The following is a 13,522-nucleotide window of genomic DNA, read 5'->3' on the forward strand; positions in this document are numbered from 1 at the left end:
GTACGAATGGCTACGAATTGTTGCCGGAAAGATAAGCTTGCAGATTGCGGCTCGGCAGTTGGCGGCCGATTTTGGCTTGGATAAACGCCGCCGCCTCGAGCAATCGCCCATGGTCGATGCCGGTATGGATGCCCATCCCGTGAAGCATGTACAGCAAATCATCTGTCGCGATGTTTCCCGCTGCCCCTGGCGCATACGGGCAACCGCCCAATCCGCCGGTTGAAGCATCGAACGTGGTCATCCCCATCTGCAATGAAGCGTACACATTCGCCAGCCCGCTTCCATACGTATCGTGGAAATGCATCGCCAGCTGGTCGTGCGAAAAACGTTCGAGCAAAAGCGCGAGCACGTCTTGAACTTGACGCGGGTTGGCAATCCCGGTCGTATCACCGAGGGACACTTCGCCGACACCCATGTCCAGAAGCGCATCGGTAATGCGGATCACCGACTCTGTCGCTACGTGCCCTTCATACGGGCAGCCAAATACGGTGGAGACGTAGCCGCGAATTTTTTTTCCGGCCGCCAGCGCTTCCGTCGCGACTTCCCGTAAAATCGGCAGTGTGTCTTCTATCGTTTTGTTGATGTTTTTCCGGTTGTGCGTCTCGCTGGCCGACAGAAACACGGCCACTTCATCGATGTTGGCGGCCAAGGCCCGTTCCAGACCACGCGCATTGGGAACCAGTGCGGAATAGGTGACGCCCGGCACACGGTCGATGCCTAGCGCGACTTCAACCGCGTCGGCTAATGCAGGGATCCACCTGGGATTGACAAAGGAGGTAATTTCAATGTGCGTGACCCCGCTCTTGGACAGCTGGTTGATCCAGGCGATTTTGTCCTCTGTCGCAATCGTGACCTGTTCATTTTGCAACCCATCGCGCGGCCCGACTTCTTTAATGACGACTGCGGCAGGTTCCTTCATGCACGAACAACTCCTTTTTCCAAGGTTGCACTACTCCAATTCAACCAGCACATCTTCCTCATTGGCAAAGTCGCCTTCGTTGACATGCACAGCTTTCACGATTCCTCCCGCTTCAGCTGTGATCGGGATTTCCATTTTCATGGATTCGAGAATCACGACATCTTGTCCGCTCTCCACCGTATCGCCTGGCTTCACCAGTACCTTCCACACGTTTCCTGCCATAATCGCTTTGATCTGCATTGTCCAGCCCTCCTCATGTTTGTACCGATGAATCATTTTCAACAATACAAAAGTAATGAATGTTCTTCTTTTTTATTATAGTGGAAACAGTTACAAGAATAACAGATGCAAAAAAAGCAGCACACGGCTGCTTCATTTCAGATTCAGTTGGTGCGATCCGATGCCCCGCTCTTTGCGCTTCACCGTTCCGGTCCAGATCGCTGCCAGAACGAGCAGCATTCCCGCCGCATGAAGCCAGGTGAACGCTTCCTGCAAAAACAACGCGGAGATGACCGCTGCGCTGATCGGCATGACGCCGGTGAACAATCCTGCGGTTGAGGCCAGCACTTTGGCCACCCCCCGGTACCAAAGGACAAATGAGAGCACGCTCGCCGTAATCGCATAATACACGATCAACAGCCAAGTGGAGGTCGGAATTGCGGCAAGCGAAATTTTCGTCAAATCGTAAATCGCCAGCGGCAAAAACAGGACGAAGCTGATCGTGTTGATCACAGCCGTCATTTGAAACGGTGTGACGCGCCCCGACACCCGCTTGGCCAATATCGTAAACAGCGCCTCGCTGATGACGGCGAGAAACACGAGCAAATTGCCGAACAAGCCCGCCAGCGATTGCTGTCCCCCACCGCCTGTGGTCAAGGTGATCAGCGCGATGCCTGCGACCGACAGCACGATCGCAACCAGCTGGTTCGCCTTGAGTTTCTCTTTTAATAGAAGAAACGAGAAAAGCGCAATGCACGCTGGCACCGTGCTCGTGATAATCCCCGCTGATGTGGCGCTCGTTTGCTGGACACCGTAGAGCATGCAGATCGAAAACAGAAATACGCCGAAAAACGCCTGCCAAAACATCGTCTTGCCTTCCTGAAGCCGCCATGCCCCGCGCCATTCCCCCCTTGCCCGCAGAAGCGGCAGCAAGATCAGGAGCGCGATCAAAAAACGCAGCTCCGAAAACAAAAAGACCGGCACATCCTCCACGATCGCTTTGCCGATCGGAATGTTGCTCCCGACAAAAGCCATCGATAACGCCAATTGCAAAAAAGCGAACGCCACATCCATCTCCCCGTTCCCTTATTTTCCTACAGATGCGCTTCCAATTATATACATATCAGAATATTGCATCAAGTTTTGTTTTTGGTTTTATTAAACATTTTTACTTTTCCTCTTGAAATTGCTGAGAAAATAAGGTATATTTAATTTCGTTGCTGCAAAACTTGTTTTTCGGGCCCTTAGCTCAGTTGGTTAGAGCGGTCGGCTCATAACCGATTGGTCGTAGGTTCGAGTCCTACAGGGCCCACCATTAACCGTTTTACTAACAACATTATGATCCGGTAGCTCAGTTGGGAGAGCACCATCTTGACAGGGTGGGGGTCGCTGGTTCGAACCCAGTCCGGATCACCATACATAACAAACTGTAACCCTTGGTATATAAGGGTTTTTCTTTTTGTCTTGATGCATGGTATTATTTATTCCCCCCCAGAAATGCTCCTGTGGTCAAGAATAATTATTTCGGTCAAAAATAAAAGCCCACTCGTCTTTGGATGAGTGAGCTTCACTACATTTTTCTTTTAAAATCCCGACTGTATGAATCCGTTTCAATGGATTTAACAGAGAGCATTTCAAGGATACGATCTTGTCTTTCTTGACCTTGAATCAGTTCTTTGACATTCTCCTTGATATCTCGGATGTCCAATCCAGTTTTTTCCGACTTTTCCTCCAATAATTTCAGCCTGCTATTATTTTCTACCGTTTCATTTCCGTGGAGAAAATACGCAATTGATAGGGGACATGGCTGTTTTCGCTGAATATGATAGAACCATCAACCAACCAGTGGGGGCGCAATGATTCTATGTACAACTATATTCGGAAAACGATCGGGTCGGGTGTCTATCGAAACGTCTACGATATTGGCTACGGCTATGTGCTGAAAGTGGCGAAATCGGAGTATGGCAAGCGCTGCAATTGGAAGGAAGTGTATCTTTACGGCACAGCCCCCTGTTACGTCAGGAGGCATCTGGGGAAAATTCTCGATTACCACCGGGATTACTCCTGGATCATGATGAAACGATACCGGAACCAATTCCCCGCCACCCGTTCATACCGGAGAAAACTTCACCGTGTGTCTGTCAATCTGCGCAAATACGGCATCTATCCTTTTGATGTCGTCACGGTAGCGGGCAAGCCAAAACGCAAAAACTTGCGGATTAACCCTAACGGGAAAATCGTGTTTATCGACTATGGAAATTTTCGCGATCGTCGCTAAAAGCGGAGGGAGACCCCGGTTGTCCTTATACCGGCTGTTTGATTGGCCCGAGAAAAACCCGCGCCAGCCAAACAGCCTTTCAACCTGCTATCTTGCGGTTAGCCTGCCAAGCTCGTCCATCGTTCTTTTCACTTGCTCCAATGCCCTCACCGAAATCTGGATGCGGCTGGATTCCTCTTCAACGCTTGCCAATACTTGTTCCGTCGCCGCCGAGGTTTGCTCCGTAACAGTGGACACAACCGCCATATCACTCACGATATGCGTTGCTTTTTCTTTGAACTGCTGCTGGTGATGTACGATGGTTTGCATGACATCGTGAATTTCGGTGAGAAACGAGCTAAGCGTGTCCACGTTTGAAAATATTTTCCCCAGGATTTTGCTGTTTTCTTTCTGCACGTGTTCGCCCCGCAAAATCTTTTCTTCAATCAGTTCTGCCTGGCCGATAAACCGGTTCAAAATAACTTGAATGTTTTCAGCTGATTCCTGTGATTTCTCGGCAAGTTTACGTACCTCACCCGCGACAATCGCAAATCCTCTGCCTTGCTCCCCTGCTCTTGCGGCTTCAATTGCTGCATTCAGCGCAAGAAGATTGGTTTGCGCCGCGATATCCGTTATGAGCTTCACAATTTCGTTGATCTTCATCGATTGTTCGGTAAAATTGCGAACCACAATTCCGGTCTCATTGACCACTTTCGTTAATTCATTCATATTGTCTTCAAACGACGAAATTTGCTTTTTGCTTGAAGTGCCCAATTCAAGACTTTCATGAATATTTCCCGCAACGGTTTGTACTTTCTGCAGGATGTCAGCCGAAATTTCTTCCATATCATTTAGTTGTTCGGCTGATTGCGTGATGCTATCGGCTTGATTTTGCGCACCCATCGCAATTTCCTTAAACGCGAGTTGGATTTCCTGCGAGGATTGGGAGGATATCAAGACATTTTCTTTTAGTGTATCAACATTTACCAGAAGCTCTTTCAGCGTAGTGTCGATCATCTTGTATGCTCTTTGCAATTCTCCGGATTTCAGCGTTGCTTCTTCCTTTTCCCGCTTCATGGATCTCGTCAAATAATGACCAATTTGGGTTACGCCCCAAAGAATGAACGTTGTTTGCAGAATCAAGCCCTCCGAAACATTGGCGATCTCTGCCAAACGCTGCGGAAAAAAGATGTCATGCCAATAGTGATTGCCTAGAATGGCGAACAGCCACAAAGAAAGCCCGGTGAATAATACCAGCCTTCCATTCAAATACAGGGCGGAAGTGGCTATTGTAAAGTAAATGATTTCAAAAACCGGCGGAAGACCATTAAAAATCAACATTTGAACGATGGCGAAAGCGATGTTTAAGGCGCAAATCAAATATTTGAAGGAAGATCGAAATGATTTCAGTTGAAAGAGGATGAGTCCCACTGTGAGAATCGCGGTTGCGCAGGAAAAGAAAACCAAATTTACAGGATGCATGAAAGGTGTACTGGTTAATACGTTACATTCTCCATAGACATAGACGATAAAAAAGATAAGCAGCATTAATTTATTTTTGCCATGGTCACTTTCCAAATGATCAAGAAAGCTGTTTTTCATCTTTGTTACCAAATTGACGATCATACTCAATCCCCTGTCATCTGTATTTACATGCCGTTTAGACCTGTTTTCCTTTACATGCCCCCTCCTAGATGAATACCCTCCTTCCCTCTTTTGTTGAGCGATTGAAAAACCCCTACAAAAAATGTGGGGTTTCATTTCGTGCTGACCACCCGTAAACGGAAGTCATCACCCGGTTTTATCGTCTTGTATCATCTTAGCGCGATCGTGGGGCTTGCATCGCGCAAAAAATTGCGGGCTTCACGCAAATCTTCACGCGTCCGTGCGAAAAGCCGCGCAGAAAACATTTGAAACTCCTCCTATTGTGGCTATAATTTAATGTGGGTATCGCGGTAGTTCTATGCTATAATTGTATAATTCCTATCGGATAAATCAGAATAAACGATAAAGGGGTAAACAGACAAATGGAAAAAGCGCTTATTTTTGGTCACAAAAATCCGGATACGGACTCGATCTGCTCCGCTCTCGTCTATGCGGACCTGAAAACGAAGCTGGGGGCAAACGTGGAAGCGGTTCGCCTGGGCAGCATCAGCGGGGAAACCCAATTTGTGCTGGACTATTTCCAAGCGAAAGCGCCACGTCTGGTAGAAACCGTCGCAAATGAAGTGAATGAAGTCATCCTGGTTGACCATAACGAGCGTCAGCAAAGCGTAAGCGACATCGATTCCGTACGCGTGACAGAAGTCATCGACCACCATCGCATCGCCAACTTTGAAACGAGCAACCCGCTCTACTACCGCGCTGAGCCGGTTGGCTGCACGACAACCATCTTAAACAAGCTGTACAAAGAAAACGGCGTTGCCGTAACAAAAGAAATCGCTGGCCTGATGCTGTCCGCGATCATTTCCGACACGCTGCTGCTGAAATCCCCGACTTGCACACAGCAAGATGTGGATGCTGCACATGAGCTGGCTGCCATCGCAGGCGTTGACCTGCAAGCATACGGTCTCGAAATGCTGAAAGCAGGTGCCGACCTGAGCGACAAATCCATCGCGGACCTGATCTCCCTGGACTCCAAAGAATTCGCAATGGGCAATGCAAAAGTGGAAATTGCGCAAGTAAACGCTGTTGACGTAAACGATGTGCTGGGTCGCCAAGACGAGCTGGAAGCCGCGCTGAACGGCATTATCGATGAAAAAGGCCTGGATCTGTTCCTGTTCGTCGTGACCGACATCCTGAACAACGATTCCGTCGGGATTGCGCTCGGACGCGCGGCACATGTCGTGGAAAAAGCGTACAACGTAACGCTCGAAAACAACAAAGCCGTGTTGAAAGGCGTTGTTTCCCGCAAGAAGCAAATCGTTCCTGTCTTGACCGATACGTTCAGCCAACAATAAGGCATCGGGCCTCGCAAGCTTCGCACGCAAAAAAAGCTCGCACACCAGCAGGTGATGCGAGCTTTTTTCATTATCCGTGGAAGATTATGGACGCGGCTTAGGCGCGTCAAGCTGTGAGCCGTTGAACCATTCGATATTTTCCCCATCGCCAAAATTGGTGCCCAAATGCTGTGTCGCGATCAATTGGAAGTTGATTTTTTGCAGCGCATCGCCCTGGAACTTGTTGTTCGCCGTATCCTTGAACGTGAGCCGTACCCGAACCGGATCGGCGTCCGCCCACGGAAGTGCCGGCAAGCTGTGGCCGATGGTCGGGTCTGTAATATCACCGGACATGACAGCGTCCTGGTTCAGTTCCTTTAACGTCCCTTTCCAAACGGACTTGTATGGATAAATGTCACCGCCGAATACTTCTACAACAATTTGATCGGCGAATTCATCCGCCGTATTTTTTATTTTTGCTTTTGCGTCCAACTTGGCGAACGTTTCTGAACGTGGATCAGCGCCATCGACAAAATCACCCTCCGTATAGGTCGCCTTCAAGAACACATCCCGAATGGAAAGCGTCCCGCCGTTCGTGATTTTGAACAGCTTTTCCACGCTGTCGCCCGGCTTCAGGTTGCCGAGTTTGGATGCGAACAGATTCGTCGCCAGCGTGTCACCGTTCAGCTTTTTCACCTGCAGGTTAATCGTTCCAGCGGCAAATTCAGCTTGTGCGGACTCCGTGTCGGTAAAGGACGCGTACGTCCCTCCTCCCACCAGCGAAAGCCCCGCTGCTGCGGCCAAGATGGCCATTGTTACCTTTGCTTTTACACTCATTCTTTATCCTCCTCTCCCCGTGCGAGGGGAAACATTGTTTTTTCTTGTAGGCGAGAAAATCGTTATGTATGGCGATTCAGCGTGAAGGGAAAGGCTGCCAGGAAACACCCGGCAGCCCCTCTACCATTTCCTTGCTTAGTTATCGGTTTGTGTTGCGTTGCTGTTGTCGATGTTGTCGCCATCGTTAAACTGCTTGCCGTTGAACTGGGATGCCGCGAATTGGAAGTTGATTTGTTTGAGCATATCGCCTTGGAATTTGTTCCCTGCGTCAGCGTTGAAGGTCAGTTTCACGGTTACGCCATCGTCATCAACCGGAATGGCAGGCAGGCTCTTGTTGGCGGTTTTGTCGGTGATGTCAGGAGTCCACAGCGTTTTCAGCGTGCTGAGTTTGCCTTCCCAAACGAGCTTGTTGGCGTTTGGCAGATCGCCGCCGTAAACTTGCACCCAAATTTGATCAGCGAATTCGTCAGCTGTGTTGTTGAACGCGGACCCACGGTATTTCGCATCCAGCTTGCTGTAGTTTGGATTGGCTGTGTTCGTGCCGTCGATATAGTTAGGCGAATTATCGCTCGCTTTGTCCGGATAAGTCGCTTGCAATTTCACGTCTTTGATGGACAAGGTACCAGCATTAACCAGCTTGAAGGTACGGGATACGCTATCGCCAGGCTTCAGGTTTTTCAAAGTCGAGGAGAAGACGTTCGTCCCGAGTGCGCCGCCTTTCATCGTTTGCAGTTCCAGATTCAACGTACCGGCTGCGTAGCTGTTTTGCAAATCTTCCGTATCCGTAAAGGCCGCGAAAGTTCCTCCGCCGATCAAAGACATGCCAAGCGCTGCAGTTGCTACACCCATACCCAATGCTTTTTTCAAACTCACGAATAATTCCTCCTCAGATTTGCCCACTTATGGGCTGTATTTTTATATTTTTTGAACCCTTATGATTCAAGTTCATAAGGAGTTGCAAACAAGGGATTGAATCGTTTCTTGCTTACTGATTGGCTGTTTTGCTTTCCAGCTGGTTGATCGCTTTGCGGATCGACAGGACGGAGTAGCCGAGCAGGAAGATTCCTGGCACGATCATCAGGATGACGGCCCCAGCTTTGGAGCGGATAAAGTCGAGCAGGTAGCTCAAGTTCGGGATCGTGATGCCGATGTATTCGCCGACCACATTTTCAGACAGGACTGGCGTCGGGTCCGGCTTGGCGTTGTTGTCGCCTTTGGTGACATACGAGACGTTTTTGCCATTTTTCAGCACGTCGACGATTCTGTGGGTGATCAGTGTTTTATCATCCACTTTGAAGGTGATGACATCGCCTTTTTGGAAGCGGGTCATGTCTCCACCGGGTTTGATTGCGATGATCGAGCCTGTCATGAAGGTTGGTTCCATGGAGCCGGAAAGCACGCCCTTCAGCTCGAGGCCGAATAATTTGGGTTCGCCGCCTGATGCTTTCGAGATGATCACCGCTGCGGCGGTCACGATCAGGATGATTGCGAGAATCCAGGTGACAATGGTGCTGATCCACTTTTTCATTAGTTACTCCTCCTTATGGGCAGGCCGTATGCCTTTGCGCTTCTCTTCCTCGACCATTGCCAGCTTTTTGATTCGGGCCAAGGTCGAGCCGATCAGGTAGACGCCCGGGATCGCAAGGAACAAAAACATGCCCAGTTTTGATTGCATAAATGTGATGAGGTACCCCATGTAGGGCAGCCAGAAGGATACTCTCCCGACCACCTTGTCGGGCGCGACCGTTGCCATGTCGCTTTCCGGGTTGGCGTCACCTTTGGTCACCAGCCGGCCGTCTTTTGTATCGACGACGCGGTGTGTTACCGTATAGCCTGCATCGCTCTTGAAGGTGATGATGTCGCCTTTTTTGATGTCCGGAAACGGTACCGGCTTGACCGCAACGATGCTGCCTGTGGCAAAGGTGGGTGTCATCGAGCCGCTCAACACAACCATCAGCTCGTATCCCAGCAAAACCGCTTTGCCCTCCCGCATTTTCCCTACCAGCACCAGGCCGTTTAACGCGATCACCAGGATCAGGAGGAGTGTCGTCAGGATCGAGAGCGTTTTGCCTATGTAGCGCACATTCGTTACCCCTCACTTTCCTCTCGGCTCTAGCGGCTGCTTACAGTTATCATGATAGTGTTTTTCGCGCGTTCCAACTTCCTGCGTCAGAGTGAACTTGCCCGTATCGACAGATGGGTCTCGCTTCCTCCTCCACGCCCGATTTCGCTCCGCCTGAAAACGAATCGTGTCATACCGAGCCATCGAGCGCCCTCATACTGAAGGATGACCCCGGGTTCCGCTTGGCTGGTGACGAACAATGAGGCGATTAACCAGCCGAGAGAAGGCCGACTCTTCGATCGCATTGTTTACCAATAATAAAAAAAGCCTAACGATGACGGTGCATCGCTAGGCTATTGATGGAATGATCGGCAAACGGCCGTGACAGTGGGCCATTTGCTGACGGTCACGTTGGTTATGTCGGCGAAGGCTCGGGCGTATCCGGTGAAGGCGTGCCTGCTCCTGGATCGCTCGGCTGACCATCGGAGGGCGTGCCTGCTCCCGGTTCGCTCGGTTTGCCATCGGACGGCGTGCCTGCTCCCGGTTCGCTCGGTTTGCCATCGGATGGCGTGCCTGCTCCCGGTTCGCTCGGCTGATTATCGGACGGCGTGCCTGCTCCCGGTTCGCTCGGCTGACCCTCGGACGGCGCACCTGCTCCCGGTTCGCTCGGCTGACCCTCGGACGGCGTGCCTGCTCCCGGTTCGCTCGGCTGATTATCGGACGGCGTGCCTGCTCCCGGTTCGCTCGGCTGGCCATCGGACGGCGTGCCTGACCCCGGTTCCCCTGGCTGGCCAGTCGACGGCGTGCCTGACCCCGGTTCACCCGGCTGTCCGGTCGGCGGCGTGCCTGGCCCCGGCTCACCCGGCTGGCCGGTCGGCGGCGTGCCTGGCCCCGGTTCACCCGGCTGGCCGGTCGGCGGCGTGCCTGGTTCCGGCGCAGGCGGCGGATCGATCACCGTGATTTCCGTGTTCTCGGTGTATTTCACTTTGCATACCATCGGGATTTGCAAATGATAAAAGCCGTCCATCGCCCGCACATGCAGCGTCCCTTTTTTGGTCTCGCTCTGATGTCCATGTGCGTCAAGGGTGATGGTAAATGTGTTGTCATCTGCGCCTGCCGCAATCCGTACAGATGAACACCCTTCCACTTCCAGCTGTTCCGGCTTCAACAGCAGTCCGGGCCGCTGCGGAGCAAACGTGATCGTCTGCTCCCCCTCCTGGAGGGAAAGGTCGCTGTCACGCGTTTCCGTCACGCTTCCATTCGCATGCTTTTCCCGCGTGATGTTGATCGTTTTATGAATGTCCGTCTCGAGCACGATGTCAGTCGTGGCGGTCTGGAATACATCCTCGTTTTTGCCAATCGACAGCTCCGTCTGCTTGTTTTTTTCCCCGGTGAAAAAGGAAAGCGTCCCTTGGATCGGCACCGACACAAACAACAGAGACAGCAGCGGAAAGGCAACGATCAGTTTTTTCATACGCCTCCCCCTCACTCTGCATAAATGGCATCCGGCGTATGCTGCTTCGCCAGAAACCGGATCGTCAGATTGCCCGCCGCTCCCTGATACCCCTCACCCACGCCTGTCTGCGGCAAATACACGGTGATTCGATACTCCCGCTGCGCATCCCCGACATGAAACGTATCCTCGGTCGGATTGGCTACCGGCGTATCGCCCGGCGCCAGCGGCTTGAGCCCGGCCAGTGTTCCGTCATAGACGACCTTGTCCCCATGCTCAACCCGCACCATCATCACGCTCTCCAGCTTATTGACCATGGCGAGGTGCGCTTCATCCGCGTCGATCGCCGACAAGACTGCGCAAATCTTGTAATCAAAATCGATCGTGCTCGCACCGTTCGCAAGCGTAACATCCAGCCTCCGCGCATCACCGGGAATCATCCTCGACAAATCAACCGACTGGTTCCCCCCGGAAATCACGGTCCAATTGTCGTCAAAGCGGCTTCCTTGCAAATCCAGCACGCCGGTTATGAATTCATGCCCCGTGCTCTTCGCTTCTTGCCACGCCCACGAATAGGTTGACGCCGGGTGGAGCCAGACGCTGACGGTCACGCCCAAAATCAGCAGGCTGCCCATGCATTTCTCAAGCAGTTTCAAGTGTCCCAGCTCCTATTCGCCCTTTGGATAATGGTTGTCGGCCAGATAGATGTCCAAATGCTGCAGATGCAAGGCCAGCTTGCCGTCCGTTTCGGAAAAACCGGCGATCCCGTCTCCGATCCGCACACCATCGCTTTCAACCGGCACACCGCCAACCTTGGCAAAATCGTTGCGTGTCACTTGCAGTTCCACATGCTTTTCGTTTTTGACATGGATGGCTTTCTCTGCCTGTTCAAAACGGTTTTGGTCAATGACCACGCCTTGTGCATCCGCACTCACATCGATTGATACGCGATTATTCAGAAATGCATTTTGACTGATCGCCACATCCACGATCGCGCTTCCTTCCCCTTGCTCTTTTGCACGAATCGCGGTATCAAAATCGCCGGAAAATTCACAGCGGCTGATGTTCACATGTGAGCCGGCTTCAATCGCGGTCTCTGCCCCCGCCATAAACGTAAGCCCGTCGACACTGGCATTGTCCAATCGCAAAATCGCATCGCCGGCTCCTCCGTCCGAATACAGCTTCACTTTCCCTTCTTTCCCTTTATCCGCTTGCAGCCGGATATTTTGACCAAGCTTCAGGTTGGCAGGAAGATGGTACTCCCCCTCGCCCAAAACAAACGTGGTGCCCTCCACCGCTTTTGCCAGCAGATCCAGCGTTTCGCCTCGTCCTTGGCCGGAAAATTGCTCCGGTGTCAACGTCATGACCGGTCCTGACTGTGCAAAATAATCGCTATTGGTCGATTGCGTGGCGAGAAAGCCGAAATCCACCGTGCTTGTCAGCCCCATCACATCGTTTCCGGCGCTTTCCGGCAATGAGACGGTATAGTCAAGCGTCATCTGCGCATCTTTGTCAAAGTTGGAAATGACCACGTTCGCGCGGCTCAAGTTTTTTACTTTTCCGCTGTAGAGCAGCGCATCCGATCCTGCCTCGCGAATGTCTACGATCAGCTGATCATAGACCGCGTTCTCCCCGCCTTCGCCCGGCTCCGCTTGCAGCGCATACTTGACCGCCGAGCTGCTTTTGTTGCTCAGGACAAACGCTTTCGTCAACCGCGAGCCTGGCATAAACGCCGTTTCCCCGCTGCCAAAGGTGGCCTCCGCCGCTTTTTCTTCCGACAAATCGATGTGCAGCGTACCCGACGCGAACGTAGCCCCTACCTCTTTCGTATCCGTAAAATACGCGTACGTGCCAAAACTGGAGCTGGCTGCGATCGTTGAGATGACCACCGCGCCATACGCGATCCGTTTTAGCGGCCACTTCCTTGCTTCTTCCATCCACTTCATGTGATTTCCCCCATTTTGGTTTGCTTCAGCCTTCTCCGCGAATAAATGCCGCTTGTGATCAATCCTGCGATCATCGAAAGCAGGACGGCCGGTGTTTGCAAAAAGTGATAGATGCCAGCCACATGCGGAATGACTGCGACCACTCTGCCGACGACACGGTCAGGTGCGGTCCATCCCCCATCCTTCACCACGTTGGCATCTCCTTTCGTCTGCAGATAACCGTTATGTAATCGCTGCACGATGCGATGCGTAACGACCGATTGATGCGCCGGGTCTTCCCAAAACGTGACGATCTCCCCAGGCAGTGGTTCCGCTGTCCCATAGCGTTCGACAACGATCAGATCGCCCGCTTGCAGCGTCGGCTCCATGCTTCCGGTCAACACGGACAAAAATCGCCATTTCGCCACACCGGGCATATGATCCGCATTCCATTTCGCGCTAGCATAAAAGAGCAGGTTGACCAGTACAAATACGAGAAGCACACCTGAAATGATCTGACGCAGCAGCGTTTGCTTCACCATGCCCGCCCCCTTTTCTTCATTGTAATCATGAGCGCGATTTCTCTCTTCCATCAGGAGAAGGACTTGTCGACGTAAAAAGATGATATTCTCTCATCCTGATGCAGCTGCCCTCTCATACTGAAGGATGAGTCGCCATCCGCCCTTGCATCGGCAGCGATAAACAGGAAAAAAGCTCTGCGGCTGTTACGCAGAGCTTTCATCACATGTCGGCTTGTTGTGCCGCACATCATATGCTGTTGAGAGATGTCCGCCTGATTTCTCGGTCTTTTCCGGTTTCGTGTCTGTAAGATCAAGCCCGCAATAGGGACAAATCCACGTGCCCCACTCACCGCTGCTGAAAGATTGCCGATGGCACCCGTCGCACCTTTT

General features: G+C 51.8%; 14 protein-coding genes and 2 tRNA genes. 4 read left to right on the forward strand and 12 right to left on the reverse strand.

What is annotated here, in order from left to right:
* Positions 1 to 10 precede the first annotated feature (10 nt).
* The 3 genes from ACTID9_RS19285 to ACTID9_RS19295 form a co-directional block, all read right to left on the reverse strand.
* Complete coding sequence (locus tag ACTID9_RS19285; protein WP_441066531.1) at positions 11 to 919, reverse strand: hydroxymethylglutaryl-CoA lyase; 909 nt, start codon at positions 917 to 919, stop codon at positions 11 to 13.
* A 30-nt stretch (positions 920 to 949) separates the two neighbouring features.
* The gene (locus ACTID9_RS19290) at positions 950 to 1,159 is read right to left on the reverse strand and encodes an acetyl-CoA carboxylase biotin carboxyl carrier protein subunit (protein WP_441066532.1); all 210 of its coding nucleotides are present in this window, start codon (positions 1,157 to 1,159) and stop codon (positions 950 to 952) included.
* A 132-nt stretch (positions 1,160 to 1,291) separates the two neighbouring features.
* Positions 1,292 to 2,212, reverse strand: a complete 921-nt coding sequence (locus ACTID9_RS19295; protein WP_441066533.1) for a DMT family transporter — start codon at positions 2,210 to 2,212, stop codon at positions 1,292 to 1,294.
* 164 nt (positions 2,213 to 2,376) lie between these two features.
* Between ACTID9_RS19295 and ACTID9_RS19300 the strand changes: the two genes are divergently transcribed.
* The 3 genes from ACTID9_RS19300 to ACTID9_RS19310 all read left to right on the forward strand — a co-directional run bounded on the left by ACTID9_RS19300 (position 2,377) and on the right by ACTID9_RS19310 (position 3,416).
* Positions 2,377 to 2,453 (forward strand) — tRNA-Ile (locus ACTID9_RS19300).
* Positions 2,454 to 2,478: 25 nt separating this feature from the next.
* Positions 2,479 to 2,554 (forward strand) — tRNA-Val (locus ACTID9_RS19305).
* A 448-nt stretch (positions 2,555 to 3,002) separates the two neighbouring features.
* Positions 3,003 to 3,416, forward strand: a complete 414-nt coding sequence (locus tag ACTID9_RS19310) for a hypothetical protein (protein ID WP_441066534.1) — start codon at positions 3,003 to 3,005, stop codon at positions 3,414 to 3,416.
* Between the two features lie 87 nt (positions 3,417 to 3,503).
* Here the strand turns inward: ACTID9_RS19310 and ACTID9_RS19315 are convergent, their stop codons facing one another.
* Positions 3,504 to 5,021, reverse strand: a complete 1,518-nt coding sequence (locus tag ACTID9_RS19315) for a DUF4077 domain-containing protein (RefSeq protein WP_441066535.1) — start codon at positions 5,019 to 5,021, stop codon at positions 3,504 to 3,506.
* Between the two features lie 401 nt (positions 5,022 to 5,422).
* Here ACTID9_RS19315 and ACTID9_RS19320 point away from each other — a divergent pair, with 401 nt between their 5' ends.
* Positions 5,423 to 6,355: a manganese-dependent inorganic pyrophosphatase gene (locus tag ACTID9_RS19320; protein WP_441066536.1), complete on the forward strand. Its 933-nt coding sequence runs from the start codon at positions 5,423 to 5,425 to the stop codon at positions 6,353 to 6,355.
* Positions 6,356 to 6,439: 84 nt separating this feature from the next.
* On the opposite strand, the gene ACTID9_RS19325 is transcribed toward ACTID9_RS19320, so the two are convergent.
* From ACTID9_RS19325 to ACTID9_RS19360, 8 genes are all read right to left on the reverse strand, one after another.
* Complete coding sequence (locus tag ACTID9_RS19325) at positions 6,440 to 7,171, reverse strand: TasA family protein (protein WP_441066537.1); 732 nt, start codon at positions 7,169 to 7,171, stop codon at positions 6,440 to 6,442.
* A 135-nt stretch (positions 7,172 to 7,306) separates the two neighbouring features.
* On the reverse strand, positions 7,307 to 8,044 hold the full coding sequence (locus tag ACTID9_RS19330) for a TasA family protein (protein ID WP_441066538.1): 738 nt from the start codon (positions 8,042 to 8,044) through the stop codon (positions 7,307 to 7,309).
* A 112-nt stretch (positions 8,045 to 8,156) separates the two neighbouring features.
* Positions 8,157 to 8,699, reverse strand: a complete 543-nt coding sequence (gene sipW / locus ACTID9_RS19335; RefSeq protein ID WP_441066539.1) for a signal peptidase I SipW — start codon at positions 8,697 to 8,699, stop codon at positions 8,157 to 8,159.
* Positions 8,700 to 8,702: 3 nt separating this feature from the next.
* Positions 8,703 to 9,254: a signal peptidase I gene (locus ACTID9_RS19340; protein ID WP_441066540.1), complete on the reverse strand. Its 552-nt coding sequence runs from the start codon at positions 9,252 to 9,254 to the stop codon at positions 8,703 to 8,705.
* A gap of 394 nt (positions 9,255 to 9,648) precedes the next feature.
* On the reverse strand, positions 9,649 to 10,707 hold the full coding sequence (locus ACTID9_RS19345; protein WP_441066541.1) for a hypothetical protein: 1,059 nt from the start codon (positions 10,705 to 10,707) through the stop codon (positions 9,649 to 9,651).
* 11 nt (positions 10,708 to 10,718) lie between these two features.
* Complete coding sequence (locus ACTID9_RS19350) at positions 10,719 to 11,342, reverse strand: hypothetical protein (RefSeq protein ID WP_441066542.1); 624 nt, start codon at positions 11,340 to 11,342, stop codon at positions 10,719 to 10,721.
* Positions 11,343 to 11,354: 12 nt separating this feature from the next.
* A complete protein-coding gene (locus ACTID9_RS19355) occupies positions 11,355 to 12,632 on the reverse strand; it encodes a TasA family protein (protein WP_441066543.1) in 1,278 nt (425 codons plus the stop codon).
* Positions 12,629 to 13,153 (reverse strand): signal peptidase I, encoded by a 525-nt coding sequence (locus ACTID9_RS19360; protein WP_441066544.1) that lies wholly within the window; start codon positions 13,151 to 13,153, stop codon positions 12,629 to 12,631. Before ACTID9_RS19360 ends, ACTID9_RS19355 begins: the two co-directional genes overlap by 4 nt.
* Positions 13,154 to 13,522 lie beyond the last annotated feature (369 nt).

Origin of the sequence: Brevibacillus fluminis (assembly GCF_052072235.1) — a bacterium.
In the GTDB taxonomy this organism is placed as follows: domain Bacteria; phylum Bacillota; class Bacilli; order Brevibacillales; family Brevibacillaceae; genus Brevibacillus_D; species Brevibacillus_D fluminis_A.

Excerpts from the sequence above, each read along its gene's own strand:
- ACTID9_RS19285 (WP_441066531.1), bottom strand. The coding sequence starts at position 919 with ATGAAGGAACCTGCCGCAGTCGTCATTAAAGAAGTCGGGCCGCGCGAT.
- ACTID9_RS19290 (WP_441066532.1), bottom strand. The coding sequence starts at position 1,159 with ATGCAGATCAAAGCGATTATGGCAGGAAACGTGTGGAAGGTACTGGTG.
- ACTID9_RS19295 (WP_441066533.1), bottom strand. The coding sequence starts at position 2,212 with ATGGATGTGGCGTTCGCTTTTTTGCAATTGGCGTTATCGATGGCTTTT.
- ACTID9_RS19310 (WP_441066534.1), top strand. The coding sequence starts at position 3,003 with ATGTACAACTATATTCGGAAAACGATCGGGTCGGGTGTCTATCGAAAC.
- ACTID9_RS19315 (WP_441066535.1), bottom strand. The coding sequence starts at position 5,021 with ATGATCGTCAATTTGGTAACAAAGATGAAAAACAGCTTTCTTGATCAT.
- ACTID9_RS19320 (WP_441066536.1), top strand. The coding sequence starts at position 5,423 with ATGGAAAAAGCGCTTATTTTTGGTCACAAAAATCCGGATACGGACTCG.
- ACTID9_RS19325 (WP_441066537.1), bottom strand. The coding sequence starts at position 7,171 with ATGAGTGTAAAAGCAAAGGTAACAATGGCCATCTTGGCCGCAGCAGCG.
- sipW (WP_441066539.1), bottom strand. The coding sequence starts at position 8,699 with ATGAAAAAGTGGATCAGCACCATTGTCACCTGGATTCTCGCAATCATC.
- ACTID9_RS19345 (WP_441066541.1), bottom strand. The coding sequence starts at position 10,707 with ATGAAAAAACTGATCGTTGCCTTTCCGCTGCTGTCTCTGTTGTTTGTG.
- ACTID9_RS19355 (WP_441066543.1), bottom strand. The coding sequence starts at position 12,632 with ATGAAGTGGATGGAAGAAGCAAGGAAGTGGCCGCTAAAACGGATCGCG.
- ACTID9_RS19360 (WP_441066544.1), bottom strand. The coding sequence starts at position 13,153 with ATGGTGAAGCAAACGCTGCTGCGTCAGATCATTTCAGGTGTGCTTCTC.